Source organism: Sphingomonas ginkgonis (assembly GCF_003970925.1).
Taxonomy (GTDB): Bacteria; Pseudomonadota; Alphaproteobacteria; order Sphingomonadales; family Sphingomonadaceae; genus Sphingomicrobium; species Sphingomicrobium ginkgonis.
This window is the reverse complement of record NZ_RWJF01000001.1, coordinates 837686-861157: the sequence shown is the minus strand read 5'-3', so window position 1 is coordinate 861157 and position 23472 is coordinate 837686. Positions and strand designations below refer to the sequence as shown.

Annotated in this window: 25 protein-coding genes, 1 tRNA gene and 1 pseudogene; 12 read left to right on the top strand and 15 right to left on the bottom strand. The window is 67.0% G+C overall.

What is annotated here, in order from left to right:
- Positions 1 to 282 precede the first annotated feature (282 nt).
- The 6 genes and pseudogenes from HMF7854_RS04180 to HMF7854_RS16240 form a co-directional block, all read left to right on the top strand.
- Positions 283 to 828 (top strand): hypothetical protein, encoded by a 546-nt coding sequence (locus HMF7854_RS04180; protein ID WP_126717944.1) that lies wholly within the window; start codon positions 283 to 285, stop codon positions 826 to 828.
- An 84-nt stretch (positions 829 to 912) separates the two neighbouring features.
- On the top strand, positions 913 to 1638 hold the full coding sequence (locus HMF7854_RS04175) for a ribonuclease H-like domain-containing protein (RefSeq protein ID WP_126717943.1): 726 nt from the start codon (positions 913 to 915) through the stop codon (positions 1636 to 1638).
- 76 nt (positions 1639 to 1714) lie between these two features.
- The gene (locus HMF7854_RS04170) at positions 1715 to 2152 is read left to right on the top strand and encodes a hypothetical protein (RefSeq protein WP_126717942.1); all 438 of its coding nucleotides are present in this window, start codon (positions 1715 to 1717) and stop codon (positions 2150 to 2152) included.
- A 288-nt stretch (positions 2153 to 2440) separates the two neighbouring features.
- Complete coding sequence (locus tag HMF7854_RS04165; RefSeq protein ID WP_126717941.1) at positions 2441 to 2818, top strand: recombinase family protein; 378 nt, start codon at positions 2441 to 2443, stop codon at positions 2816 to 2818.
- Complete coding sequence (locus HMF7854_RS04160; RefSeq protein ID WP_126717940.1) at positions 2819 to 3199, top strand: hypothetical protein; 381 nt, start codon at positions 2819 to 2821, stop codon at positions 3197 to 3199.
- Positions 3196 to 4218: pseudogene (locus HMF7854_RS16240) on the top strand (recombinase family protein); the annotation flags it as partial. The gene HMF7854_RS04160 and the pseudogene HMF7854_RS16240, both read left to right, overlap by 4 nt.
- A gap of 81 nt (positions 4219 to 4299) precedes the next feature.
- Here the strand turns inward: HMF7854_RS16240 and HMF7854_RS04145 are convergent.
- The 6 genes from HMF7854_RS04145 to ptsP all read right to left on the bottom strand — a co-directional run bounded on the left by HMF7854_RS04145 (position 4300) and on the right by ptsP (position 10157).
- A complete protein-coding gene (locus HMF7854_RS04145; RefSeq protein ID WP_126717939.1) occupies positions 4300 to 4632 on the bottom strand; it encodes a hypothetical protein in 333 nt (110 codons plus the stop codon).
- A 153-nt stretch (positions 4633 to 4785) separates the two neighbouring features.
- A tRNA-Leu gene (locus HMF7854_RS04140) sits at positions 4786 to 4872 on the bottom strand.
- A gap of 51 nt (positions 4873 to 4923) precedes the next feature.
- Positions 4924 to 5940, bottom strand: coding sequence for a tRNA lysidine(34) synthetase TilS (gene tilS / locus HMF7854_RS04135; protein ID WP_239016830.1), 1017 nt, complete (start codon positions 5938 to 5940; stop codon positions 4924 to 4926).
- Positions 5937 to 6908 (bottom strand): tetratricopeptide repeat protein, encoded by a 972-nt coding sequence (locus tag HMF7854_RS04130; RefSeq protein WP_185829146.1) that lies wholly within the window; start codon positions 6906 to 6908, stop codon positions 5937 to 5939. Before HMF7854_RS04130 ends, tilS begins: the two co-directional genes overlap by 4 nt.
- A gap of 80 nt (positions 6909 to 6988) precedes the next feature.
- Positions 6989 to 7816, bottom strand: coding sequence for a helix-turn-helix domain-containing protein (locus tag HMF7854_RS04125; RefSeq protein ID WP_126717937.1), 828 nt, complete (start codon positions 7814 to 7816; stop codon positions 6989 to 6991).
- Positions 7817 to 7889: 73 nt separating this feature from the next.
- Complete coding sequence (gene ptsP, locus HMF7854_RS04120; RefSeq protein ID WP_126717936.1) at positions 7890 to 10157, bottom strand: phosphoenolpyruvate--protein phosphotransferase; 2268 nt, start codon at positions 10155 to 10157, stop codon at positions 7890 to 7892.
- Positions 10158 to 10386: 229 nt separating this feature from the next.
- Between ptsP and HMF7854_RS04115 the strand changes: the two genes are divergently transcribed.
- Entirely contained in the window at positions 10387 to 11241 is an 855-nt protein-coding gene (locus HMF7854_RS04115; RefSeq protein ID WP_126717935.1) for a serine hydrolase, read from the top strand.
- 34 nt (positions 11242 to 11275) lie between these two features.
- Positions 11276 to 12532, top strand: coding sequence for a glycoside hydrolase family 1 protein (locus tag HMF7854_RS04110; RefSeq protein WP_126717934.1), 1257 nt, complete (start codon positions 11276 to 11278; stop codon positions 12530 to 12532).
- Here the strand turns inward: HMF7854_RS04110 and HMF7854_RS04105 are convergent.
- Positions 12529 to 13587 (bottom strand): NAD(P)H-dependent flavin oxidoreductase, encoded by a 1059-nt coding sequence (locus HMF7854_RS04105; RefSeq protein WP_126717933.1) that lies wholly within the window; start codon positions 13585 to 13587, stop codon positions 12529 to 12531. The genes HMF7854_RS04110 and HMF7854_RS04105 overlap by 4 nt on opposite strands.
- Entirely contained in the window at positions 13584 to 14846 is a 1263-nt protein-coding gene (locus tag HMF7854_RS04100; RefSeq protein ID WP_126720059.1) for an aspartate kinase, read from the bottom strand. Before HMF7854_RS04100 ends, HMF7854_RS04105 begins: the two co-directional genes overlap by 4 nt.
- A 47-nt stretch (positions 14847 to 14893) precedes the next feature.
- Between HMF7854_RS04100 and ubiG the strand changes: the two genes are divergently transcribed.
- Positions 14894 to 15619, top strand: a complete 726-nt coding sequence (gene ubiG, locus HMF7854_RS04095) for a bifunctional 2-polyprenyl-6-hydroxyphenol methylase/3-demethylubiquinol 3-O-methyltransferase UbiG (RefSeq protein ID WP_126717932.1) — start codon at positions 14894 to 14896, stop codon at positions 15617 to 15619.
- Between the two features lie 49 nt (positions 15620 to 15668).
- On the opposite strand, the gene HMF7854_RS04090 is transcribed toward ubiG, so the two are convergent.
- From HMF7854_RS04090 to HMF7854_RS04060, 7 genes are all read right to left on the bottom strand, one after another.
- Complete coding sequence (locus tag HMF7854_RS04090) at positions 15669 to 16247, bottom strand: hypothetical protein (protein ID WP_126717931.1); 579 nt, start codon at positions 16245 to 16247, stop codon at positions 15669 to 15671.
- Between the two features lie 204 nt (positions 16248 to 16451).
- Positions 16452 to 17123, bottom strand: a complete 672-nt coding sequence (locus HMF7854_RS04085; RefSeq protein WP_126717930.1) for a glutathione S-transferase family protein — start codon at positions 17121 to 17123, stop codon at positions 16452 to 16454.
- 48 nt (positions 17124 to 17171) lie between these two features.
- Positions 17172 to 17654 (bottom strand): hypothetical protein, encoded by a 483-nt coding sequence (locus HMF7854_RS04080; RefSeq protein WP_126717929.1) that lies wholly within the window; start codon positions 17652 to 17654, stop codon positions 17172 to 17174.
- 72 nt (positions 17655 to 17726) lie between these two features.
- Positions 17727 to 18527 (bottom strand): undecaprenyl-diphosphate phosphatase, encoded by an 801-nt coding sequence (locus tag HMF7854_RS04075; RefSeq protein ID WP_126717928.1) that lies wholly within the window; start codon positions 18525 to 18527, stop codon positions 17727 to 17729.
- Between the two features lie 12 nt (positions 18528 to 18539).
- Positions 18540 to 19520 carry a complex I NDUFA9 subunit family protein gene (locus HMF7854_RS04070; RefSeq protein WP_239016829.1) on the bottom strand — a complete coding sequence of 327 codons (981 nt, stop codon included), beginning with the start codon at positions 19518 to 19520 and terminating at the stop codon, positions 18540 to 18542.
- 85 nt (positions 19521 to 19605) lie between these two features.
- Complete coding sequence (locus HMF7854_RS04065; protein WP_126717927.1) at positions 19606 to 19920, bottom strand: hypothetical protein; 315 nt, start codon at positions 19918 to 19920, stop codon at positions 19606 to 19608.
- A gap of 71 nt (positions 19921 to 19991) precedes the next feature.
- Positions 19992 to 20354, bottom strand: coding sequence for a hypothetical protein (locus HMF7854_RS04060; RefSeq protein ID WP_126717926.1), 363 nt, complete (start codon positions 20352 to 20354; stop codon positions 19992 to 19994).
- Between the two features lie 153 nt (positions 20355 to 20507).
- On the opposite strand from HMF7854_RS04060, the gene HMF7854_RS04055 reads away from it, so the two are divergent.
- The 3 genes from HMF7854_RS04055 to HMF7854_RS04045 all read left to right on the top strand — a co-directional run bounded on the left by HMF7854_RS04055 (position 20508) and on the right by HMF7854_RS04045 (position 23448).
- Positions 20508 to 20909 (top strand): DUF3597 family protein, encoded by a 402-nt coding sequence (locus tag HMF7854_RS04055; RefSeq protein ID WP_126717925.1) that lies wholly within the window; start codon positions 20508 to 20510, stop codon positions 20907 to 20909.
- 135 nt (positions 20910 to 21044) lie between these two features.
- A complete protein-coding gene (gene ftsH, locus HMF7854_RS04050; protein ID WP_126717924.1) occupies positions 21045 to 22991 on the top strand; it encodes an ATP-dependent zinc metalloprotease FtsH in 1947 nt (648 codons plus the stop codon).
- A gap of 94 nt (positions 22992 to 23085) precedes the next feature.
- Positions 23086 to 23448, top strand: a complete 363-nt coding sequence (locus tag HMF7854_RS04045; protein ID WP_126717923.1) for a hypothetical protein — start codon at positions 23086 to 23088, stop codon at positions 23446 to 23448.
- Positions 23449 to 23472: the final 24 nt, after the last annotated feature.

Sequence of the window (23472 nt, the reverse complement as noted above, 5' to 3'; positions counted from 1 at the left end):
ATCCCCGCGTGACTGGACGATTGTCTAGAATGCCGCCTTGTCGCCGAAAAGTGGACAGTCTCCTTACGGCCAAGTGCAGACGTCCGGTGACAAGGGAAGAAGAGGATCAATGAAGAAGGGGCAGGAGTTTGCTCCGCCCGAGCGGATGAAAAGAAGTTCGGGTTGAGGAGCGATCCATCCAAAGAGGATACGCCCTTGTCTATCAAAGAGATTTCTAAGTTTTCGCAGGCATTCGATGATCAGCCCGTTGCTGCCAACCTCTCCGGCGAGAAGGCCTAAGCCATGGCCGACTACAAGGCCGACCGCAGCAAGGTTTCAGTAGACGTCGCCGGAGGCATCATCCCGGGCGAGTTCAACGGCAAGCTCAACCGCACCGACGAGGTAGTCGGTCGCCGCATCACTCTCCATGATGGGAACTCGACGTGCCAGCGTGAGGAACTACTCATTCCGCCGCACGCAACAGACATGTTGCGGGATTTGAGTGCGATCCTGCGACGCTTCGAGGATCAGCGTCTGCCCGAAACGCGGGACCTGATGATCCTATTTACGGTGAGGTTCAGGCTGGGTGGCACCTTCCACGCCCAGTTCGAGGCTGCCCGTTCGTTCGCATGGGCCAAGCTCTGCGTGGAGCGGCGGCTGCCTGTGGTTCTGGTCCAACATCAGCCCGGGCTCAGCGGCTATGCGGAAGGCAAGCCGCACGTCCACATGCTGATCTTCGCCCGTGAGCTCCACGACAGCAACTTCCTCGGGTTCACGCCCCTGCTCAAGGGCTCGCCAAAGGTCACCCTTGCTGCCGAATGGGCTGCTTGGCCCGACCGGAACGCCTGACCCGTCCCAACCAACCGTGACCATCCACCGTCGTCCTCCGGCGGTGGAGACACCGCACACGCGCCTAATTCCAAGGAATACCAAGTGAAGACCGTTACCATCGATATCGAAACCGCCCTCGACGAGGAGGCTGCTGCTCGCTGCGGCTACGTCCCATCAGATGAGTTCGCTCCGTTTCCGCTGCACCAGGTCGTCTGCGCCAGCGCTCTGGCCGTCCTCAGCAAGGCAGACGGACAGCGCTTCTACGCTCTCGAGAGCTTCTCGCGAGGTTTAGTGTCTGAGCGCGGGATCATCATGTCCCTCGAGACAGCAGTCGACGATGCCGATGTCCTCCTGACGTTCAACGGCTACCAATTCGACCTGCCCGTGTTGCTGGCTCGGGCCGCTCTCCACGAGCTTCATGTCCCCAGGCTAATGGACATGCACAACCGCTCGATGGTCGGGAAACACCTCGACCTGTTCGACCAGCTGAAGCGAGCTGCGGCTCCGACGAGCCTCGCCCAGATCTGTGCGCCCTTCGGCATTCCGGTGAAGCAAGAGCCTGCAAGCACCGTATCCGCACTCGTGACTCGAGAGGACTGGGCCGCTCTTGAGCGCTATTGCGAGACCGACGTGGTGGGCTGCTGGCTCGCCAGCCTCTTCTGGAACAAGGTCCATGAGCCGGGCGCGGCCCGGACAGCTTGGCGTGAGTTCGCCTCATGGGCAGTCGAGCGCGCCAGCGAATACCCAAGCGTTGCAGCATTCGCCACCGTCCCGGAGCCGCCTCGTCAGAGCTACCCTACTCGAGGCCTGGACGACTTCGACTTCTGACGAACGGGGGCGGCATCGGCGCGGTGCCTCCGCCCTCACGGGGTGAGACCCACTTGGAGGAACTGACCTTTCGGCAATGATGCCCGGAGGAAAAATAATGGACTCAGGTTCTCACGATGCGACGCTCAGCAACTGGATCATCTGCGAGTTGTCGGATGGCCGGCATTTTCTCGCCGGCAAGGTGTCCGGTGATCGCAAGCAGCGCTTCAGAGAGGGCGCCTACATCACCACGTCGCTCGTCGTCAGCCCGACCGAGGCCATGATCGACGGGGAGATCATCGAAACGCTCAACAGCCGTTACCTTCTCACCGAGCGCAACAAGGCTGATGACGAGATCTTCGCCAAGCTCGATGCCTGGCTGGCGCAGCAGCCATCCCCGCCCACGCTGTTCGACGTTCTAGCCGTGCGAGACATCGACCTCTTGAACGCCTTCATCCTACGGGGCTTCCGGGCAGCGGCGGCCGAGGCGGCGTGGCGCAGCAAGAAAGCCGACCGAGAAAGGCGCGAACCCTAGCCAGAGCGGCGACAGCCTAACCTCGAAAGTAGCAAGCAACCTGGTCGCAAAGGACCTGGCGCCAGCATGACATGGAACGGGCATGTCGTTTCATTCGCCCATCCATGTTCAGAGAGCAGGAAGCCGAAACGCCGGTTCCAGGCGCATCCGCTGCGACCTGCCCAGGGAGCTCCCCGTGTCGCCCGAAGAAGTCGACCTGCTCCTAGCGTGGCTGGGTGATGTCGTCTCTGACCTTCTTGGGTCCGCAGGCGGCGCGAGCGACATCTCACAAGAAAGAAAGGATTAAAGATGAAGTACCATGGACTTCGCGTTGCCGCCTACGCCCGTTCCAGCACCGACGCGCCGCATCGCCTCACCGAAGAACTGCGGCAGCTGGCCCGTATTCGCGGATACTGTGCCGCAAACAAGATGACGATCGTGTCCTCCGCCATCGAGGGCGCAAAGATCGCAGTCGGGGCGGGTGACGACCAGCGTGACTTCGAGGAGTTGGTTGATCGCGCCTGCTCCGCGGATCGCCCCTTCGATGCCATCGTGGTCGCTTCGACTTCCCGCGTCGCGCGCCGCCCTGGCGAATTCGCAACCTACGCTGACCGGCTGAGCGCTGGCGGCGTGCTGCTGATCGCGGTCGACACCAGCGCCGCCAACCTCCTTGGTAAGGGGGCTTGAGTGAAGGCTCCCCTCAAGGTCGCAGGCTACGTGCATCCGCCGCTGGAACTGCAGTTCGCCCGGTCCATCGTGCCCGAACAGATCGCCAGCATCCAAGCCTATTGCCGCCAACGCGGCTTTGCGCATGTGATCACGGTCGTCGAGACGGCGTACGATGGGCAGCAGCACTATGGTCGGCTGGCGGAGCTGGTCACCGCCGCCTGCCGGCCCGAGCGCCCGTACGATCTCTTGGTCGTTCCTTGGTGGTCGCATGTCACGCAGGCTGGACCCGCGCTCGAACGGATGGAAGCCATGCTCCTAGGGGCTGGCTTAACCCTCGTGGCCATCTCGGATCGTTCTCAGCCGAAGCATGATGTTCTGGTCGGAGGAAAGAAGCGGTGAGGCTTCGGGCATGCGGCTACGTGCGGGTCAGCACTGACGACCAGGCACAGCACGGAATCAGCCTTCCCAGTCAGATCTCGAAGATTGAGGAGTTCTGCGCGGCTCGGGGTTGGGAGCTAGTCGACGTCCTGCAGGAGCCCGGCATGTCGGGCAAGGACGAGGGCCGGCCAGTCTTCCGCAAGATGATGAGCCTCGCGCAGAGCGCCCTGCGCCCATTCGACGTGATCGTCGTGTTCGCTCTCAGCCGATTCGCCCGCAAACTCTCCCTGCAGTCGAACTCATACGAGCAGCTGCAGGCAGTGGGCGTGGGTCTGGCCTCCGTGACCGAGACATTCGGCAAAGGCCCTAATGGCAACCTGATGCGCTCGATGGTCGGCGCCTTCAATCAGCACGTGTCTGACCAGTCGTCGGTCAACACGATCAGGACCATGAATGAGAATGCTGCGCAGGGCTTCTGGAACGGAGGCCCTATCCCCTTCGGCTACCAGTCGATCACGGTCGAGCGGCGGAAGGACAAGGAGAAGAAGAAGCTCGCCATTCGGGAGGATGAGGCCGCGGTCGTCCGCCAGATGTTCCGCCTTGCTCGCTACGGTGACGGGAAGGGTCCTCTGGGAGCCAGGGGCATTGCCCAGTGGCTCAACTCGAGGGGCTACACGCTGCGTGGCGCCCGTTTCAAGAACTCGAACGTGGCCGGTATCCTCAACCGCACACATTATGTCGGCTACTACCTCGACGGGAAGAAGAACGAGTTCAAGGAGCCCTTGCCCGAGGACCAGTGGATCACGGTGCCGTGCCCGTCGATCATCAGCGAAGAAGAGTTCCTCGAAGTCGCTGCCCTTCGCGCGAAGCGGTCGCCTAGGGTCACGCCGCCTCGGGTGACGAACGGCACGACCTTGCTGCCTGCCACGATCGCCAAGTGTGGCCAGCCAGGCTGCGGCGCCGGGTTGACGGTGCGCACCGGCAAGAGCGGCGCCTATCACTACTATTGCTGCAGCGCGCGCGTGAACGAAGGAGCTGCCGCCTGCAATCTCCCCTCGACCCAGCGGGATGAACTTGAAGGCGCAGTGATAGGCGCCCTGCAGGAACGGCTCTTCGCCCCTTCAAGGCTTCCGGTGCTTCTTTCCCATCTGCTGGATCGCTCTGCGGATGCTGACAAGCGGAGACGCAGGGATCTGGCGCTGGCGCGGACTGAACTGACCAGCGTGTCCAAGGCGATCACGAACCTCATGATCTTGGTCGAGCGCGACGTCTCTCGCCTTGATGAGCCAGAGTTCGCTGAGCGCATGGCTCACAACCGGGCTCGCAAAAGCATGCTCGAAGCGGACGTGAAGGCGCTGGAAGCTCAGCTTGCCAAGGCGAAGGTGCGCATCACCAAGGAAATGATCGATACTTTCGGCAAACGGATGAAAACGGCCCTCCGGGAGGGCGATCATCAGTTCCGCTCCGCCTACGTGCGACTGTTTGTGGACCAGGTCACCGTTACACCCGAGGAGATTGTCATCAGGGGGAGTAAGGCAGCGCTTGAGCGGACCCTCGTCAAAGTAGGCGATCCCGCTCGCGAGCCGGTGCCCATCTTTGACCGGGAGTGGTGCCCAGGAGAGGACTCGAACCTCCACGCCCTTGCGAGCGCCAGCACCTGAAGCTGGTGCGTCTACCAATTCCGCCACCTGGGCACAGATGATGCTTGGCAGGCCGCGGCGGATAGGGGGGTTAGGCGGGGCCTGTCAACCTGGCTTTCGCGGCTGGCGCGGGGGAGCGGGCAGAAAAGCCCATTGGGGGCCGCCGCGTGCGATCAGCGAGCGGACTGACGCCGACGTTCCCGCTGCCAACCGATCGAGAAGTTCGTCGCATTCCCGCCCGCGCAGCGGCACTCCGGCGGGATCGAGCTCGGCCACGGCCCGCGTGACCAGCCGGCGGCGAAGTTCGGCCGGCAAGTCGGCAACCTTCAGCACGAGCCCGCCGTGCTCGTCGGGTCGCACGCGGGCCACCCAGAGCTCGTCTGCGACCCACTCCAGCGCACGATCGGCGTCCTCCAGCGCACGGGCGCTGCGCGCCAGCGCCGCCGGATCGAGGTCCAGCATCGCCAGCGCCTGCCGGAAGCGGACGCGCTCGAACTGGGCATTGTCATTGCCGGGGTCGTGGCAGGGCTCCACGCCCGCCACCGCGCAGATCTCGCCCAGCTCGGCCCGGCTCCAGTCAAGCAGCGGCCGGATCAGGCGAATGCCCGAGCCGCCGGGAAGCGGAGCGTCGGCACGCATCGCCGCAAGACCTCGTACACCCGACCCGCGCGACAGACGCATCAGCATTGTTTCGGCCTGATCGTCACGGTGATGGCCGGTCAGGACCGCGCCGAGCCCATTCGCCACGGCCCAATCCCCCAGCGCCGCGTAGCGCGCGGCCCGCGCCTGCTCCTGCAGTGCGCTGAGCGGCGGTTCGGCCCAGCGCAGCTTGAGCGTCTCGTGGGGCAGCTCCAGCGCCGCGCACAGCCGTTCCACCAGCAGCGCTTCCACCGCGCTTTCGGGTCGAAGATCGTGATCGACGGTCGCGACAAGGCAGCCCTCTGGGCGAGCCGCCGCCGCGAGGAGGAGAAGTGCGACGCTGTCCGGCCCGCCCGAGACGGCGAGCCCGAACGCCGCGCCAAGCGGTAGCAAGGCGTTGAGATCGGCTTCGAAGCGCCGGACGGCATCGGAAGCGAGCAAGGCGGCGGGACCCTCGCCCCACACCGCGCCCGCCGAACTCACTTGCAGCCGGCCTCGGCCTTCGCGGGGGTGAGCAGCTTGCGAAGGTCGGGGCGCATCGAAGAGCCGTACACGTCCTGCAGCTCGGCGTAGGCCTTGCACGCCTGGGTCGACTGGTTGAGCCGCATCAGCGCCTGGCCGAGATAGAAAAGGCTGTCGGGCGCCCGCTCCCCTTTGGGATCCTTGCGGTAGTTGGCGAGCAGCACTTCGGCCGCGGCGCGCGGCTGGCCGCTGTCGAGCAGCGCACGGCCGGAGAGATTGTTCGCCCAGCTTACCCGGCGGTTGCCCGGATACTTGGCCGAGAAGCCCTTCAGCGCGGTGACCGCGCCGTCAAAGTCCTTTTTCATCCAGTGTTGGTAGCCGGCGTCATAGGCGGCCTCGGCATCGAGCCCGGCCGCGCCGCTCGCCAATTTGGTGGCGACTGCCGGGCGGGCGGGCGTGCTGTCCGCTTCGCCTGTCTCGAACTTCGGCTTGGGCGCGGGCGGCGGTCCTTCGCGGACCACCTTGCGCGGCGCGGGGCGCGGCTCGGGCGCCGGAGTCGGTGCCGGCGGCTCGCTCGCGTCGGCCTGGGGCGATGTCGGCGCGACGGCCGCACTCCCCGCGGCCGCGGGCGGCGGCCCGGCATTTTCCAGCGCCTTGAAGCGATTGTCGCTGTCCGCCCGCATGCGCGCGACGTCGGCCTCCATTGTGCTCAGGCGGTTGCCGTTCTCCTCCGACGCGCGGGTGATCTCCGCCAGCGACTTCTCGAGCGCGTCGATGCGCGTCGCGAGATCGGTCACGGTCGACTGGGTCGCCGCCGGATCGTCCGAAACGCCGGCGGTGTCGGCTGGCTGTCCCTTGGGGAACAGCTTGCCCTGCACCTGCCGGACCTGGCGCTCGAGCCGGTCGAGCCGCTGTTCCGCGGTGGGCGGATCGCGGGTCAGTCCCGCAGTCGAAAGACTGCCCGCGACGCCCGCGAGCAAAAGCATCATTCTCAAACGCATAGCCAATTGATCCCCGCCATCAATCCCGCGGCTGCTCTCGCCCGGGCAAGCTGTCCCCCGGCTGAATCCTAGCGCGGCGGCGCTGCCGTTGCACTAGGGGAAGTGGCTCCCGTCGCGGCGTTCGGCGACGCCGCCGAGGCGCCTTGCCGCAGCAGGTCGGCCGGGAGCAGGCTGACGTCGCGGACGGTGGTTGCGGGCTGGCCGACGGGCGGCGCGTCGGCGGTGCCGACCGAGATGCGGATTGCCTCGGGCTTGCCGGTCTTGAGCACGGGCGCCTTGGCGGTGGTCGGCACGGTGTAGGCCTGACCCTGCGCCAGCTGCCCGGAGAAGAGCGTCGCGCCTCCCTTCTCGCTGACCTGCAGCCAGACCGCGTCGTTGGCGGTGATCACCACCGGTCCGCTCGGTGCCGGAGCCGCTGCCGGAGTGGCGGGCGCCGAAGCGGTCGGCCGCGCCGGGTTGGCCGCACCCGGCGCGGCATCGGGGCCGCCTTCAAGCGAGGCGCTGCGCAGATAAAGGAGGACAGCGACGATCGCGACGATCGCCAGCAGCGCGACCACCACCAGCGTCCGCGGCGGGACTCGCTTGGGATCGGCGGGCTCGAACACCTCGGGCGCGGCGTGGGGCGCGCGATAGGTGCTGCCGCCCATCTCCGCCCGAAGCTGCTCGCCGATCTCGGTCCGGTCTAGCCCAAGCGCCGAGGCATAGCTCTTGGCGAACCCCATCGAATAGGTCGGGGCGGGCAGCCGGTCCCAGTCGCCGCCTTCGATGCTCTCGAGATGGCGGACCGGGATCCGCGTCCGCGCGGCGACGTCCTCGAGCGTCAGCTGCTGCGCCTGCCGCGCCGACCGCAGCCGCTCGCCGACCGTGCCGCCGTCCATCCCGTCCGTTTCGACCATACCCCGCCCGTCCGTGATTGCTGCGAACCGGCCGGCACCTTCACGGTGGGCTCCCGGCCTGTCAACCGTTGGCTCAGCCGAGCACCACTTCCTGCTTGCGTGCCCACTCCAGCAGCGCGCGGCGGAAGTCGCGCGGCGGGCGGGCGAGCATCTGCTCGAGCCGGGCGCGCGCCGCCCCGGCGTCGAGCGAACGGATCATCGCCTTGATCGCCCCGACCGCCGCCGGAGTGATCGAGAAACTCTCCATCCCGATCCCGACCAGCGCAAGCGCCTCGAGCGGGCGGCCACCCATCTCGCCGCAGATCCGCACCGGCACGCCGGCCTCGCGGCACTGGCGGATGACCCGGCGAAGGAAACGGAGGATGGCCGGGCTCAGCCAGTCGTAGCGCTGGGCCAGCCGCGGATCCGCGCGGTCCGCTGCGAACAGGAACTGGGTCAGATCGTTGGTGCCGATCGACAGGAAGTCGAGCTTGGGCAGCAGGAGGTCGAGAACCTCGGCGAGGCTCGGCACTTCCAGCATGCAGCCATACTCGATCTTCGCCGGGGTCGGCCGCTTCGCCTGCACCGCCCATTCGATCTGCTTCTCGAACAGCTGCTTGGCCTCGTCGAACTCCCACGGTTCCGAGACCATCGGGAACATAACCCGCAGCGTCCGCCCGCCCGCCGCCTCGATCAGCGCTCGCGCCTGCGCCTTCATCAGGGCGCTTCGCTCGAGGCTGAGGCGGAGCGCGCGCCAGCCCATCGCCGGGTTCTCGCTCTCGTCTTTCTCGTCCTGCAGGTAGGGCAGCGCCTTGTCCCCGCCGATGTCGACAGTACGAAAGACGACCGGCTTGTCGCCCGCAGCGTCGAGCACCTGCCGGTAGAGCCGATACTGGCTCTCGCGCCCGGGCAGGGTGGCGGCGACGAGGAACTGGAACTCGGTGCGGAACAGGCCAATTCCGTCGGCACCGCTGTTCTCGAGCTGCGCCGTGTCCTCCGCCAGCCCGGCGTTGACCATCAGTTGGCAGGCGAGCCCGTCCTTGGTCGTCGCCGGCTTGCCGCGGATCGCCGCATACTCGGCCCGGCGGCGCTGACTCATCGTCATGCGCTGCTCGAAAGTCGAGATCATGTGCCCCGTCGGCCGCACCGCGAGGCTGCCCTGGTCGCCGTCGAGCAGGATGACGTCGCCCTCGTCGGCGAGGTGACGGATGTCCTGCACCCGGCCGAGCACCGGAATCCCGAGGGCCCGCGCAACGATCACCATGTGCGAGGTCAGCGAGCCCTCTTCGAGCACCACGCCCTTGAGCCGCCGCCGATCATATTCCAGCAGCTCGGCTGGCCCGAGATTGCGGGCGATCAGGATCGCGTCCTTGGCGAGGCCGGTCTGCGCCGCCGTCCCCATCCGCCCCGAGACGATCCGCAGGAGCCGGTTGGCGAGATCCTCGAGGTCGTGCATCCGCTCCTTCAGCAGCGGATCGTCGATTTCCTGCATTCGGGCGCGGGTGCGCTGCTGCACCCGCTCAATCGCCGCCTCCGCGGTGAGGCCGCTGTCGATCGCCTCGTTGATCCGGCGCGCCCAGCCCTCGTCGTAAGCGAACATCTTGTAGGTCTCGAGGATCTCGCGATGTTCGCCGGCGGTGCCGAACTCGGCATCGCGGGTCATGTTCTCGATCTGCTCGCGCATGCGGCGGAAGGCGGCATAGACGCGTGCCCGCTCCGCCTCGGTGTCCTCCGCGACCGTATGCTCGACCACCACCCGCGGCTGGTGGAACACGGCGACCCCGCGCGCCATGCCGGAGACCAGCTTGAGCCCCGCCAGCCGGACCATCCCGCTCGAGCGCGCCCGTCGCCGCCCTACCCCGTCGGTCAGCCGGGCCGCGGCGATCAGCTCGGCCAGCACCATTGCCACTGTCTGCAGCGCCTCGATCTCAACGTCGGCATAACGGCGCGGTTCGGCATGCTGGACCGCGAGCGTGCCGATGGTGCTCTCACGGCGAATGATCGGGACCCCGGCGAAGCTGTGGTAGCGCTCCTCGCCCGTTTCCGGCCGGTACACGAACTGCGGATGCTCGGCCGCCTCAGCGAGGTTGAGCACGCGGCCCTCCTCGGCGATCACCCCGACCAGACCCTGGCCCATCTCCAGCCGGGTGACGTGCACCGCCTCCTTGCGCAGGCCGTGGGTAGCCCACAACTCGAGGACATGGTCGCGAAGCAGGTAGATCGAACAGACCTCGCTTCGAAGCGCGGTCGCAATCAGGTCGACGACCCGGTCCAGCTTGGATTGCGGGGTGCCGCGAGCGGCCATGATCTCGTGGAGACCGGTGAGAATCTCGCGGGCGGAGGAGGCGGCGCTCAAGGGCATGGGTTCCGGGCTATCAACTCGCCGGACCGCTGAAAAGACTCAGGTCGCCGCATCTACGTGTCACTCATGCTTGTTCGGGCCGCCATGATAAGGTTTCGTTCACCAAGATGAACTTAGTGCTCAGCTTTGCTGTCCAGTTCCGGTTCGGGGGATTAACGAATTGTCGCTGCTGCCATTCTCCTCGGAGGTGAAGACGTCGGGTCCGCGCGGGTGGGGCAAAGGCGTCGTCATGGCCGCGGCCCTGTTGCTAGCCGCGCCGCAGGCGGCTGTCGCCGCGTCCTCGCCATCGATGCGCTCGCTGGAGCAGCAGATCGGCTATGTCGTTGGCAGCAGCAATGACGTCGGTGTTGCCGCCATCGACCTTAAGACCGGGGAGATGGTCAGCGTTCGCGGCGACCAGCGCTTCCCGATGGCGAGCACGGTCAAGGTGGCGATCGCCGCCAACTATCTCAGTCAGGTCGAGCATGGCCGGCGTTCGCTCAACGACATGATTGGCGGCCAATCGGCGGCGCGGCTGATGGATGCCATGCTCATCCACAGCAACAATGTTGCGACCGACATGCTGCTCAGAAATCTCGGCGGCCCGTCCGCGATCCAGGCCTGGCTCAACCAGCACCAGGTTAAGGGCATGCGGATGGACCGGACGATCGCCGCCCTGCTCGCCGCGCGTCGGGACCTGTGGGACGTGCGCGACAGCACCACCCCGGAAGCGATGGTCCAGTTTCTCCGGCGGCTCGACAGCGGCGATTTCATCTCGCCCTCCAGCCGAGCCTATCTGCTCGGCGTGATGAGCCGCTGCGAGACCGGCAAGAACCGGATGAAGGCCTTCCTTCCGTACGGCACCAAGGTCGAGCACAAGACGGGCACGCTCAACGGGCTGACCGGCGACGTCGGCTTCATCACCATGCCCGACGGGCGCCGGGTGGCGCTCGCCATCTTTGCCCGCAACGGCAACAACCGGCCGCGCACCATCGCCGCGACCGCGCTCGCCATCTACGAGGGCTTCCGGTCGATCGTCAGCCAGCCGTTCGGCGGGCTGTCGGCCGCGTCGATCGCCGCTCCGGTCGCGGCCACCGCCCAGTAGCGAACCGTTCGCCGGGCGGCGCGTTGCCGCTGGCATGACTCAGAAACCAATGATTTTCCCGACCTTCTTCCTGTCGGGCTTTGAATGCTCAACCTTCGACTGGAAGGACCAGGGCCGCCGCGACCTCGTCGAGGAGACGCAGCACCGCAGCCACGCCGACGAGGACTATCGTTTTCTCGCCAGTCTCGGCCTCGGGGTCGCACGCGAGGGCATCCCATGGCCGCTGGTCGAGCGCGGCGCCGGGACCTACGACTTCTCGCCCGTCGAGTCATTCGCCGCCGCGCAGAAGCGCTGGAAGGTGACCCCCATCTGGGATCTCTGCCACTATGGCGTGCCCGACAGCTGCGATCCGTTCGACGACCAGTTCGCCAACCGTTTCGCCGCCTATGCCGCCGCCGCCGCCCGCTGGGTGCTCGAGCAGCAGCCGCACGGCCCCTGGTTTTTCACCCCGATCAACGAGATCAGCCACTTCGCACTGATGGGCGGGGCGTGGGGCTGGTGCGCGCCGTTCCGCAAGAGCGCGGGGGACCGCCGCCGCCTGGGCATGGCGCTGGCCAAGGCTGACATCTTCGCCGCCAAGGCGATCCGCGCCGTAATCCCCGAAGCGCGGCTCATCCACATCGAGCCGCTGCTCCACGTCGTTCCGCCGCGCGACCGCCCCGACCTTGCCGAAGCCGCCCACCGTGCCGAATGCGTCGAGCCCTACGAGGCGCTCGATGCGATCGCCGGGCGGACCCATCCTGAATGGGGCGGCAGCCCCGAACTGCTCGATATCGTCGGCTTCAACAATTATGCGTTTGGTCAGCAGGAATATAAGCCGGAGGGCGGGCCCTACCCCGCGCTCAAGCCCGACGACGACCGGATCGTGCCGGTATTCGACCTCATCCTTCGCGGCTATCGCCGCTACGGTCGCCCGATCATCATCGCCGAGACCAGCGGTTTGAAGGGCGGCCGCGACGACTGGTTCCGCGACCTGCTGCTCGAGTGCATGGCGGCGGTGAACAGCGGGGTCGACCTTCACGGCATCTGCCTCTTCCCGGGGGTCGACATGCCGAGCTGGAGCGAGGGCGGCTGGCTGCACAACGGCATCGCCGACCTGGAAGAACTCCCGTCGGGAACGCTGATGCGCAAGCCCTGCGTTGCCTACGTTCAGGAGCTCCGCCGCTGGCAGCGCAAGCTGAAGCGGGTCGAGAGCCTCGACGAGGATCCGCTCGACACCCCGGTCGAGCTGCAGGACATTGTCGAGGCGGCGAGAGAGTGGAAACCGCGTCCCGACCCCGACTGGTACTAGGCCCGCGCTTCCAGCGCCGCCGCGGCCTGGTCGACCAGCTCGGCCATGATCTCGCCGAGCGGCTGCTCCTTCGTGACCATCCCGACCGATTGTCCGGCCATCACGCTGCCGGTCTCGACGTCGCCATCGATCACCGCGCGGCGCAGCGCGCCCGCCCAGTAATGCTCGATCTGCAGCTGCGCCTCGGCCATCTCCAGCCGCTGGCCGTCGAGATGCTCCGCAATTTCGCGCTGCTTGGCGGCAAACCGCTCGGTTTCCTTGTTCTTGAGCGCGCGGACCGGGATCACCGGTAGCCGCGGGTCGATCTGCACGCTCGGCACCGCGTCACGCGCCGAGGCGCGGATGAACGCCTTCTTGAAGTTCGGATGGGCGATGCTCTCGGTCGCGCAGACGAAGCGGGTGCCGAGCTGCACGCCCGCCGCGCCCATCTCGAGATAGGCGGCGATCGCTTCCCCGCGCCCGATCCCGCCGGCGACGAACACCGGCACGTCCCCGGCGATCACCGGCAGGATCTCCTGCGCCAGCACCGAGGTCGAGACCGGGCCGATGTGGCCGCCGGCCTCCATCCCCTCGATTACGATCGCGTCGGCGCCCGAGCGGACCAGCTTCTTCGCCAGGCTCAGCGCCGGGGCGAAGGCGATCAGCTTCGCCCCCGTCCCCTTGATCTTCTCGATCGCTCCGCCCGGCGGCAGGCCGCCGGCCAGCACGACATGGCCGACGCCATGCTTGGCGCAGACCTCGATCAGCTCGGACAGTTGCGGGTGCATGGTGATGAGATTGACCCCGAACGGCCGCGCGGTCCGCTTCTTCGTCTCGTCAATTTCGGTGTCGAGCAGCTCGGGTGTCATCGCCCCGCAGGCGATCACCCCGAAACCGCCGGCATTGCTGATCGCGGCGACGAGGTTGCGTTCCGAGACCCAGCTCATCGCGCCACCGAGTATCGCCAGATCGGCGCCAAGGAAATCACGCCCGCGCTGCCACAGCTCGGCCAATCGCTCGTGCCCTAGGCTGGCGTGGACCGGGCGCGGGTCGGCGATCAGCCCCTCGCCACTCATGCCGCCGCTCCCGCCTGATCCTGCGCCGCGTCGAGCCCGAAGGCGGTGTGCAGCACCCGGACCGCCAGCTCGGTATATTCCTCCGCGATCAGCACGCTCACCTTGATCTCCGAGGTGGTAATGGCGAGGATGTTGATCCCGCGGTCGGCGAGCGTGCGGAACATCCGCGCCGCGATGCCCGCGTTCGACCGCATTCCGGCCCCGACCGCCGAGACCTTGGCGATGTTGGTGTCGGTGATGATCTCGGTGAAACCGACCGTCGAGCGCACCTTCTCCAGCTCGGCCAGGCTGTGCGCCAGCGCGGCGCGTGGGACGGTGAAGGTCAGATCTGACAGGTGTCCCGCCGCGGTTACGGACTGGACGATCATGTCGACGTTGACGTTGGCGTCCGCGAGCGGCCCGAAGATGCCCGCGACGATCCCCGGCTGATCGGGCAGGCCGACCAGGGTCACTTGGGCTTCATTCAAATCGTGGGCGATGCCGGTGACGACATTGCGTTCCATCTTCGGTCCTTCGATCGTGGCCAGCTGCTCCTCGCTGGCGATGAGGGTGCCCGGCCGGTCCTCGAACGAGGACAGCACCTGCAGCGGCATGTTGAAGCGCATGGCGAGGCTGACCGAGCGGGTCTGCAGCACCTTCGCGCCGACCGAGGCGAGCTCAAGCATCTCCTCGTAGGTGACATAGTCGAGCTTCTTCGCTCGCGGCGCGATCCGCGGGTCGGTCGTGTAGACGCCATCGACGTCGGTGTAGATGTCGCAACGGTCGGCCTTCATCGCCACGGCCAGCGCCACCGCGCTGGTGTCCGATCCGCCCCGCCCGAGCGTCGCGACGTCGCCAGCCGCGGTCACGCCCTGGAAGCCGGGAATGATCGCGATCCGACCGTCGCCGAACACCTTTTCCAGTACCTCGACATCGATTTCCTCGATGAGGCCCGAGGTATGGTGCGAGGCGCGGATCGGCAGCTGCCAGCCCATGTAGCTCGAGGCCCGGACGCCCATGCCCTGGAGAGTGATCGCGAGCAGCCCGCTGGTCACCTGCTCGCCGCTGGCGACGACCACGTCATATTCGCGGGTGTCGTACAGCGGCGCCGCCTCGCGGCAGAGCTGGACCAGCCGGTCGGTCTCGCCGGCCATGGCCGAGACCACCACCGCGACCTGGTTGCCCGCCGCGGCCTCGCGCTTGACCCGCTCGGCGACGTGGCGGATCCGCTCGATACCGGCCATCGACGTGCCGCCGAATTTCATCACGATCCGGGCCAGGGTCATTGCTCCTTGGGGCTTGCGCGGCGCCCTGTTAAGGGCAGGCCATGGTCGAGACAAGCAGCAGCGTGGTCGCCCGCGAGGCCGAGCATTTTGGGAAAATGGCCGGCGACTGGTGGGACCCGGACGGCTCGTCCGCCATGCTCCACAAGCTCAATCCGGTCCGCCTCGCCTATGTCCGCGACCGGGTCGATCAGCACTGGCAGAAGGACGAGCGGGACCTGAAGCCGCTGGCGGGCAAGCGCGCCCTCGACGTCGGCTGCGGCGCCGGCCTGCTGTGCGAGCCGCTCGCCCGGCTGGGCGCCGAGGTCACCGGGATCGACGCGGCGGGTGAATTAATCACGACGGCCCGCGCCCATGCGGCGGCGAGCGGCCTCGCCATCGACTATCGCGCGGTCCCGGTCGAGCGGCTCGACGGCGATTATGACCTCGTCACCGCGATGGAGGTGATCGAGCATGTCGCCGAGCCCGCCGTCTTCCTCCGCTCCCTCGCCGCCCGGCTGGCCCTCGGCGGCCTGCTCATCCTCTCCACCCCCAATCGCACCGCCTGGTCGAAGCTGCTAACCATCACGCTGGCGGAGGGGGTCGGCCGGATCCCGCGCGGCACGCACGACTATGACAGCTTCATCCCGCCCGAGCGGATGCAGACCCTGGTCGCCGCCGCGGGGCTCCGGTGCGAGGATATCGAAGGTATCGCCTTCACTCCCGCCCGCGGCCTCCATCTCAGCGAGGATCTGCGCCTGAACTATCTCGTTGCAGCTGTGCAGGGTTGAGCGGCCTGCACATGACTGAAGACCGATGGCATCCAGCCGTGAAGTGTCTTCAATGGCCAGCCTTTCCTTCAGCGCTGTCATCTGGATCGTCGACCAAACAGGCTGCGCCGGTGGCCGAGCCGTTGCGCATCGAAGACCATGGGCAATGGATCCGGCGCTCGCGAGCCCGCTTGTAGAGTTCATATTCGCTGAGTTCGTGACCGGTGACGAACATCTTGCCCACGTTCCCGCCGGTTGCCGCCGTCTTCACCATGGTCGCAGCCGTCATCACCGCCTGAAACACGTTGATCGTCGGGGTGTTGATGCAGCCCATCGTGCCGACGACCTGACAGCTCCTGTCCTCCAGGCGTTCGGGTGGCCGGGGCTGTTGAACCTGGTTATGGACGAGGCGCTTCGCCAGCAACAGGTCGGGATCGATGCGGTAGGTGTCGGGCCTGCCGCAAACAAGGATCACTCCCGGCTCGGGAGTGCGCGCCTGACACGGGTCGGCCAGGGATGCTCGCCGCGGTCTGGCGGTGGCCTTCGGCGCGGCCGGTCCATAAGCTGCCCGCTCGCTATATTCGGGAAGATCGGCAGGCGGGTTCGCCGCGACCGCCTGCGCTGACGCCAGGAGCAAGGCGAGTACCATGTCGATCTCCGTACCATCTTCCGCCGGCTGACCACCCGGCATGGATGCGGAACTCGGCGGAGCCGCCTTGCGCTCCGATGAACATGGCATTGGACAGGCCAAAGATGCCGCAGCTCGGAAAGCTTCGCGTCATCTGGCATCAGGTCAAGCGACGATCGCTATCGACGCTGCGGCTCTTCGAACCACCTCGATGAGGCGGTGTCCCTAGAAATCCACCTTGTCGTAGTGGTTGGGCGGGACGATCACCTCCATCCGCTCGCCGAGCAACGGGCGGAACGCGGGCCGCGACTTCATGACCGCGTACCAGTCCTTCGTCGGCTTGTGCCCGCGCCAGTCCAGCGCGCCGAGATAGTCGATTACGCTGATGTGCGCCGCCGCGGTGAAATCGGCGAGGCTGAGGCCCGGTCCCGCCATCCAGCGGCGGTGGTCGAGCAGATAGTCGACATAGTCGAGGTGATTGTTGGCGACCCGCATCGCCTCGCGCAGGATGCGCGTGTCGGGACTCTCGTGGCTGACCAGTCGCTTGCGCATCCGCTCGACCATCATCGGCTCGACGACTTCGCGGAACAGCTTCTCGTCGAACCATTCCACCAGCCGGCGGATCTCGGCGCGCATCACCGCATTGCCGTGGATCATCGGCATCTTGTCGACGGTCTCGTCGAAATATTCGGCAATCGGCTGACTGCCGATCAGCGTTATGCCCTGCTCCGTCTCGACAAGCACCGGCGTCTCGCCGGCCGGATTGAGGTCCATGAACTCGTCACGCCGGTCCCACGGATTTTCCCGCACCAGTTCGTGCGCGACGCCTTTCTCGGCGAGGATCAGCCGGACCTTGCGGGAAAAGGGGCATAGGGGAAATTGGAACAGCTGCCACATGGGCAGCCGCTTTAACGTAGCCTAGGCCGCCGTCCAGTGACCTCGGCGTCAGTAGTGCGGATAGGCCGGGCTGGGCAGGTTATCGAGTGCGCGGCTGATCTGCTCGCTGGCCTGGCCGACCGCGTTGGCGATCAAGGGCAGCGAGCGCTGCATCGCCTGCTGCCCCGCCCGGATCGTGCCGCGGCTCTCCGCGATCTGGCGGTGAATATCGCGGCGCGTCTGCCCCGAGCCGAGCGTGCGGTCATGGTCGCGGCGGGTCGGCGGCCGACCCTCGACTGCTGCCTGGAGGTCGCCCACCGGCAGGTCGAGCACCGCGTCGGTCAGCCCGTGCATGAGATCGGTAACGCGATCGGCAAGATGCGGATCGTCGAGCACCGCGCCCAGCTGGCTGCCCGGTCCGGGCGGCGGCGGCGTATAGCCATAAGGCGGTGGCACGTCGTAGCCGTAGGGCGGCGGATGAGGCGGAGCATATTGCGCGGCGGCGGGTACGGCAACGAGCAGCAGCGGCGCGGCAAGCAACATCGAACGCATCTCATCCTCCCGCGAATCAGGCAGTGGGGATCCTTATATCACAATCACTTGCCAGCGAATGAACGGCGGTAATCAGCGAATGCCGAGCCATGCCAGCGCGGCGATGCCGGCGACGATCCGGTACCAGGCGAACGGGCCAAAGCCGCGCTTGGTGACGATCGCCAGGAACGCCTTGATGACGACGGTCGCGACAATGAAGCTCACCACGAAGCCGATGCCGATGAGGTCGAGCCCGATCGGGCCCATGTCGTGGCGATTCTTGTAGAGCTCGAGCACCGTCGCCCCGAGCATGGTCGGAAGGGCCAGGAAGAAGCTGAACTCCGCCGCCGTCCGCCGCTCGACCCCGAGACTCACCGCCCCCAGGATCGTCGCGCCCGAGCGGCTGACCCCCGGGATCATCGCCAGGCACTGGATGAAACCGATGCTGACCGCCTTGGTGAGCGGGATCTCCGCGACCCCCGCGATCGACTGCTCACCGGCGTTGCGCTCGACGACGAGAATGGCGATGCCGCCGACGATCAGCGCCCAGGCGACCACATGCGCCGAGCCGAGCAGCGCCTCCACCTGCTTGTGGAGGACGAGCCCGATGATCGCGGCAGGCAGGAAGGCGACCAGCAGGTTGCGCACGAACCGCCACGCGCCCGGCTGCCGGCTCGCCAGCCCAGTGATGACGGCGAGGAAGGTCCGCCAGTAGAGCACCACCACCGCCAGCATCGCGCCGAGCTGGATGACCACGTTGAAGACCTTCCAGGTCTCCGGGTCGAAGCCCAGCAGCGCATTGGCGAGGATCAGGTGGCCGGTCGAGCTGACGGGCAGGAATTCGGTAACGCCCTCGACGATGCCGAGGATGATCGCGACGAGAAATAGAGGCACTGCTGCTCCGAACTAACCGGCGGGGCGGGTTACGTTGGCCTCGGTCGGCTGGTGGAGGCCGCGGAAGCGACCGCCTTCCTTGAACCGTGACAGCCACTGGCGGCCGACCGCCTCGAGCGGGGTGGGGATGATTCCGAACGCCGCGAGGCCGCCGTCGGCGCTGGCGACATTGTCCTGCTGCAGCATCGCCCACTGGTCCCGGTTGAGCGGCGCGCCCGGCAGGAAGCCGAAGCGCGACAGGAGGTCGGCGGCCATGTCCGGCAGGTCGCTCACCTGCCGCTCCGACCCGGACAGCCGGGCGACGGTGGTGACCAGCTCGCGCATGGTCATGATTTCGGGGCCGCCCAACTCGATCGTCTCGCCGGCGTAGCGCTCCGGCTCGAGCGCGGCGAGCGCAATCGCCGGGCCGGCGTCGCGGCTGTAGATCGGCTGGAACTTGGTGTTAGGGGCGATGATTGGCAGGACGGGCAGCTGCGCCATCGCCGCGAAGCGGTTGGTCAGCTGGTCCTCGGGGCCGAACACCAGGCTTGGGCGGATGATCGTCGCCCCGGGAAAGGCTGCCTTGACCGCCGCCTCGCCGCGCGCCTTGCTCTGCCCGTAGCGCGACGGGCTGTCCTTGCTGGCGCCGATCGCCGACACGTGGACGAAGCTCTTGGCACCGTTCTTGGCCGCGAACTCCGCGGCGGCGCGCGGGCCGTCCACATGCACCCGCTCCATGTCGCCCTTGAGAAGGCCGGGCAGGTAGATGACGCTGCTGGCGCCGTCGATCGCCCGCTCGAGCGTTGCCGGCCGGCCGACATCGGCCTTGACCAGCGCGAGCTGCCCGACCGCGGCGAGCGGCTGGAGAAACCAGGCCGCGCGCGGATGGCGCTGCGCGACCCGCACCCGGACGCCCGCCTTGAACAGCCGCTCGCAGACGTAGCGCCCGAGGAAGCCGCCCCCGCCGATCACGGTCACGATCTGGGTGCGCGGGTCGAGCATGGATGCGGTCATGGCGCAGCGCCATGCCAATGGATCGCGCAAACCGCAAGGTGGCGACGGTGACGAGTTGGTCATCCGTCGCCGCCCGCCAGCGCCGCTACTCGATGCCGAGATCCTTGATCAGCACCAGCCCGGCGACCAGCGCCACCAGCGCGGCGAGCCACGCCAGGTAGAAGCGCGGCCCGTGGGCGAAATAGTGGCGCTCGACATGGCGGAAGGCTTCCGCCTTGGCCCAGGCCTGACTGTTGGAGGAGAGCAGCCCGACGTCCATCGGGTGCCCGGTGCGGAGAAACTGGGCGATCTCGTCCCGCTCCCCGTCGCTGACGTCGGGATAGGCGAGAAGGAGTGTCTCGGCGCGGGCGAGCCCGGCCGTGTCCACCGCGAGGCTCCGCGGCTTGCTGTTGTAGGTCATTTTGGTTCCGATTTCCTGCAGCCGCGCGCAGGGCTCGCCGGCGCGCGTGATCGTGGTTTGCTGGCGGGAGATCAGGCGGTCGGCGGTGCTCGCGCAGCGTAGGAAGCGAGGTTCAGCGACTTGAGCGCGGCCTGCGGTTTTGAATCCGCCGTCGCCGGGCTGAGCGCGAGCGCGCTACCGGCGCTTCCGCCCGGTCCGGAAAGCGGCAGCGGCGGCCCGTCGCCGTGCGCGGCGGCGGCTCGCTCGGTCGCGGGTGGCTCGAGCTTGCGGGCGTGGGGATCCTGGTGGGCCGGTGCCGCGACCACCGCTGCGCTGGTCGCCACCTGGCCGGTCGGCGCCTCTGCGGCGCTCGGGGCGGCCGCCAGCGTCCATGCCAGCAGCAGCCAGGTGGCGAACAGCCCCTTCAAGGGACGGAGGAGAGACGCGGACGCCATCGCTCCTCACCTAGGAGCCGGTGGCTCTTCTGTGAAGCGCGACGGCTCGCCGCAGCATCGCATGGCTTGGGCCGATCGCGGAGCGGCGAGGGGGAAAGATGCCGTTCCGGGTGCGTTCAAGCGGGCATCATTCACCAGGTCAGGAGAGTAGGCGTGAGCATCTTTTCCAACATCATGAACAAGATCTTCCATCACGGAAACCCGCAGGGCGGCGGCGCCCCGCAGCAGCAGCAGCAGCAGCGCCCCGCGGTCGCCCCGCCGCAACAGCAGCAGCAGCAGCAGCCGATCCAGCAGGCTCCGGTCGACGTTGGTGCGGTGCTCGAGCAGATGGCGGCCCAAAAGGGCGGCGGCGGCAATTACCAGTCGTCGATCGTCGACCTTCTTAAGCTGCTCGACCTCGATTCCAGCCTCGACGCGCGCAAGGAGCTCGCCAACGAGCTCAACGTCCATGTCGCTGGCGACGGGACGGCCGAGGAGAATATCGCGCTCCATCGGGCGGTGATGGAGAAGCTCGCCCAGAATGGCGGCAAGGTGCCGGAATCGCTTCGCAACTAAGCATCGGCGAGCGGCCGGGAGACGCCCTGCGGCGCTCCCGGCCCCGTTCATCCCTTCTCAAGCCCGCGCATTGTTTAATGTCCGCAAGAGCCTACATTGGCGCGGCAGGCGGACGCCTCTAGCGAGACGAGAAGAATGAACGAGAAGAAGCCCGGCAACGGCTGGACCAAGAACCTCCTCATCTGGGTCGGCGTGATCTTCGCGCTGGTCCTGTTCGTGCAGGTGATCGGCGGCGGCTCACGCGCTGCGGCGGGCCAGACGATCGCCTATTCCGACTTCATCCGCGAGGTCGACAATGGCAATGTCCGCGGCGTCACCATCGCCAGCAGCGGTACCGGCAGCTCGGTCATCAGCGGCCGGCTCGGCAATGGCGACACCTTCCGCACCATCGCGCCGTCCGACGCGCAGGTCAGCGACAAGCTGATCACCAAGGGCGTGGCAGTTGCCGTCAAGGGCGAGGAGCAGTCGAGCTTCTGGCTCATCCTCCTCTACCAGTCCCTCCCCTTCCTGCTGATCCTCGGCATCAGCTTCTTCGTCATGCGCCAGATGCAGAAGAACGCCGGCTCGGGCGCGATGGGCTTCGGCAAGAGCCGCGCCCGGATGCTGACCCAGAAGGAAGGCCGCGTGACCTTCGCCGACGTCGCCGGCATCGACGAGGCTCGCGAGGAACTTCAGGAGATCGTCGAATATCTGAAGGATCCGGGCAAGTTTGCTCGGCTGGGCGGCAAAATTCCCAAGGGCGCGCTGCTGGTCGGTCCTCCGGGCACCGGCAAGACGCTGCTCGCCCGCGCCATCGCGGGTGAAGCGGGCGTTCCCTTTTTCACCATCTCGGGTTCCGACTTTGTCGAAATGTTCGTCGGCGTCGGTGCCAGTCGTGTCCGCGACATGTTCGACCAAGCCAAGAAGTCCGCGCCGTGCATCGTTTTCATCGACGAGATCGACGCCGTCGGTCGCCACCGCGGCGCCGGGCTCGGCAACGGCAACGACGAGCGCGAGCAGACACTCAACCAGCTGCTGGTCGAGATGGACGGCTTCGAGGCCAACGAAGGCATCATCATCATCGCCGCGACCAACCGGCCGGACGTGCTGGACCCCGCGCTGCTGCGTCCGGGCCGCTTCGACCGCCAGGTTGTCGTCCCTCGCCCGGATATCGACGGCCGCGAGCAGATCCTCTCGGTCCACATGAAGAAGGTGCCGCTGGCGCCCGACGTCGATGCCCGGGTCATCGCCCGCGGAACGCCCGGCTTCTCGGGCGCCGACCTCGCCAACCTCGTCAACGAGGCCGCGCTGCTCGCCGCTCGCAAGGGCAAGCGGCTAGTTGCCATGCTCGAGTTTGAGGAGGCTAAGGACAAGGTGCTTATGGGCACCGAGCGCAAGTCCATGGTTATGACCGAGGACGAGAAGAAGATGACCGCCTACCACGAGGCAGGACATGCGGTCGTCGCGCTTCACGAGCCCGCGTCGGACCCGATCCACAAGGCGACGATCATCCCGCGCGGCCGCGCCCTCGGCATGGTCATGCGGCTGCCCGAGCGCGACAGCTACAGCTATCACCGCGACAAGATGTACGCGAACCTCGCGGTATCGATGGGCGGTCGGGTCGCCGAGGAAGTCATCTTCGGGTACGACAAGGTCAGCTCGGGCGCCTCGTCGGACATCCAGTATGCGACCGGCCTCGCCCGCGACATGGTCACCCGCTGGGGCATGTCGGACGCGCTCGGCCCACTGCAATACTCGGAGCCGGAGGAGGAGGTGTTCCTCGGCTACTCGATGAATCGCGGACGGCAGATGTCCAACGAGACGGCGCAGCTGATCGACAAGGAAGTCCGGCGGATCGTCGACAGCGGCTACGACCGCGCCAAGCATCTCCTCGAGGAGCATCGCGGCGAGCTTGAGACGCTGGCCCAAGCGCTGCTCGAATATGAGACCCTGTCCGGCGAGGAGATCAGGACGATCCTCGATGGCGGGACCATCGACCGCGGGTCGGGCCACAAGCCGGTACTGCCGGCGGCGGGTTCCTCGATTCCCAAGGCCAAGCGGCCGAGCCCCGCGTTCGGCGGGGCGGCCCCGGCCGGAGCCTGATCGCATCGGGCCTCTCCACCACCGCGGCGGAGAGGCCCTTTTCATTCCAGCAAGACAAAAAAGGGTGGGAGCTGTCTTCGTGCGAAAATCTCTAATGTTCGCTGTCGCACTGACGGTCGCCGGGCCGGCCATGGCTCAGTCGATGAACGCCGAGGTCTACAACCAGCGCATTCAGGCGCTGATGAAGAAGGGTGCGATGGCGCTCTTCTCGATGGGCGAGATCAACAAGCTGACGGCGGAGGCCAAGGCGGCGGGGATCAAGTCGAACAATTTGCGGCTGGCGGCGGTCCGCTCGGGCGGCAAGCCGCGCTTCTGCCCGCCCGCGGGCCAGAACCTGGCGCTCGGCCAGAAGGAATTCCTCAGCCGCTTCGGGCAGATCCCGCCGGGCGAGCGCGCCCACATCGACATGACCGAGGCCATGACCCGAGTCTTTGCGGGCAAATATCCCTGTAGCTAAGTTCACTTGAGCCGGTCCGCGGAG

Coding starts and splice junctions, on each gene's coding strand:
- HMF7854_RS04110 (WP_126717934.1), top strand. CDS start 11,276: ATGACTCAGAAACCAATGATTTTCCCGACCTTCTTCCTGTCGGGCTTT.
- HMF7854_RS04105 (WP_126717933.1), bottom strand. CDS start 13,587: ATGAGTGGCGAGGGGCTGATCGCCGACCCGCGCCCGGTCCACGCCAGC.
- HMF7854_RS04070 (WP_239016829.1), bottom strand. CDS start 19,520: ATGACCGCATCCATGCTCGACCCGCGCACCCAGATCGTGACCGTGATC.
- HMF7854_RS04180 (WP_126717944.1), top strand. CDS start 283: ATGGCCGACTACAAGGCCGACCGCAGCAAGGTTTCAGTAGACGTCGCC.
- ubiG (WP_126717932.1), top strand. CDS start 14,894: ATGGTCGAGACAAGCAGCAGCGTGGTCGCCCGCGAGGCCGAGCATTTT.
- HMF7854_RS04060 (WP_126717926.1), bottom strand. CDS start 20,354: ATGGCGTCCGCGTCTCTCCTCCGTCCCTTGAAGGGGCTGTTCGCCACC.
- HMF7854_RS04065 (WP_126717927.1), bottom strand. CDS start 19,920: ATGACCTACAACAGCAAGCCGCGGAGCCTCGCGGTGGACACGGCCGGG.
- HMF7854_RS04080 (WP_126717929.1), bottom strand. CDS start 17,654: ATGCGTTCGATGTTGCTTGCCGCGCCGCTGCTGCTCGTTGCCGTACCC.
- HMF7854_RS04045 (WP_126717923.1), top strand. CDS start 23,086: ATGTTCGCTGTCGCACTGACGGTCGCCGGGCCGGCCATGGCTCAGTCG.
- HMF7854_RS04165 (WP_126717941.1), top strand. CDS start 2,441: ATGAAGTACCATGGACTTCGCGTTGCCGCCTACGCCCGTTCCAGCACC.
- HMF7854_RS04115 (WP_126717935.1), top strand. CDS start 10,387: ATGGCCGCGGCCCTGTTGCTAGCCGCGCCGCAGGCGGCTGTCGCCGCG.
- ftsH (WP_126717924.1), top strand. CDS start 21,045: ATGAACGAGAAGAAGCCCGGCAACGGCTGGACCAAGAACCTCCTCATC.
- HMF7854_RS04130 (WP_185829146.1), bottom strand. CDS start 6,908: ATGATGCTTTTGCTCGCGGGCGTCGCGGGCAGTCTTTCGACTGCGGGA.
- ptsP (WP_126717936.1), bottom strand. CDS start 10,157: ATGCCCTTGAGCGCCGCCTCCTCCGCCCGCGAGATTCTCACCGGTCTC.
- HMF7854_RS04145 (WP_126717939.1), bottom strand. CDS start 4,632: ATGATCGCCCTCCCGGAGGGCCGTTTTCATCCGTTTGCCGAAAGTATC.
- HMF7854_RS04125 (WP_126717937.1), bottom strand. CDS start 7,816: ATGGTCGAAACGGACGGGATGGACGGCGGCACGGTCGGCGAGCGGCTG.
- HMF7854_RS04085 (WP_126717930.1), bottom strand. CDS start 17,123: ATGTGGCAGCTGTTCCAATTTCCCCTATGCCCCTTTTCCCGCAAGGTC.
- HMF7854_RS04170 (WP_126717942.1), top strand. CDS start 1,715: ATGATGCCCGGAGGAAAAATAATGGACTCAGGTTCTCACGATGCGACG.
- HMF7854_RS04090 (WP_126717931.1), bottom strand. CDS start 16,247: ATGGTACTCGCCTTGCTCCTGGCGTCAGCGCAGGCGGTCGCGGCGAAC.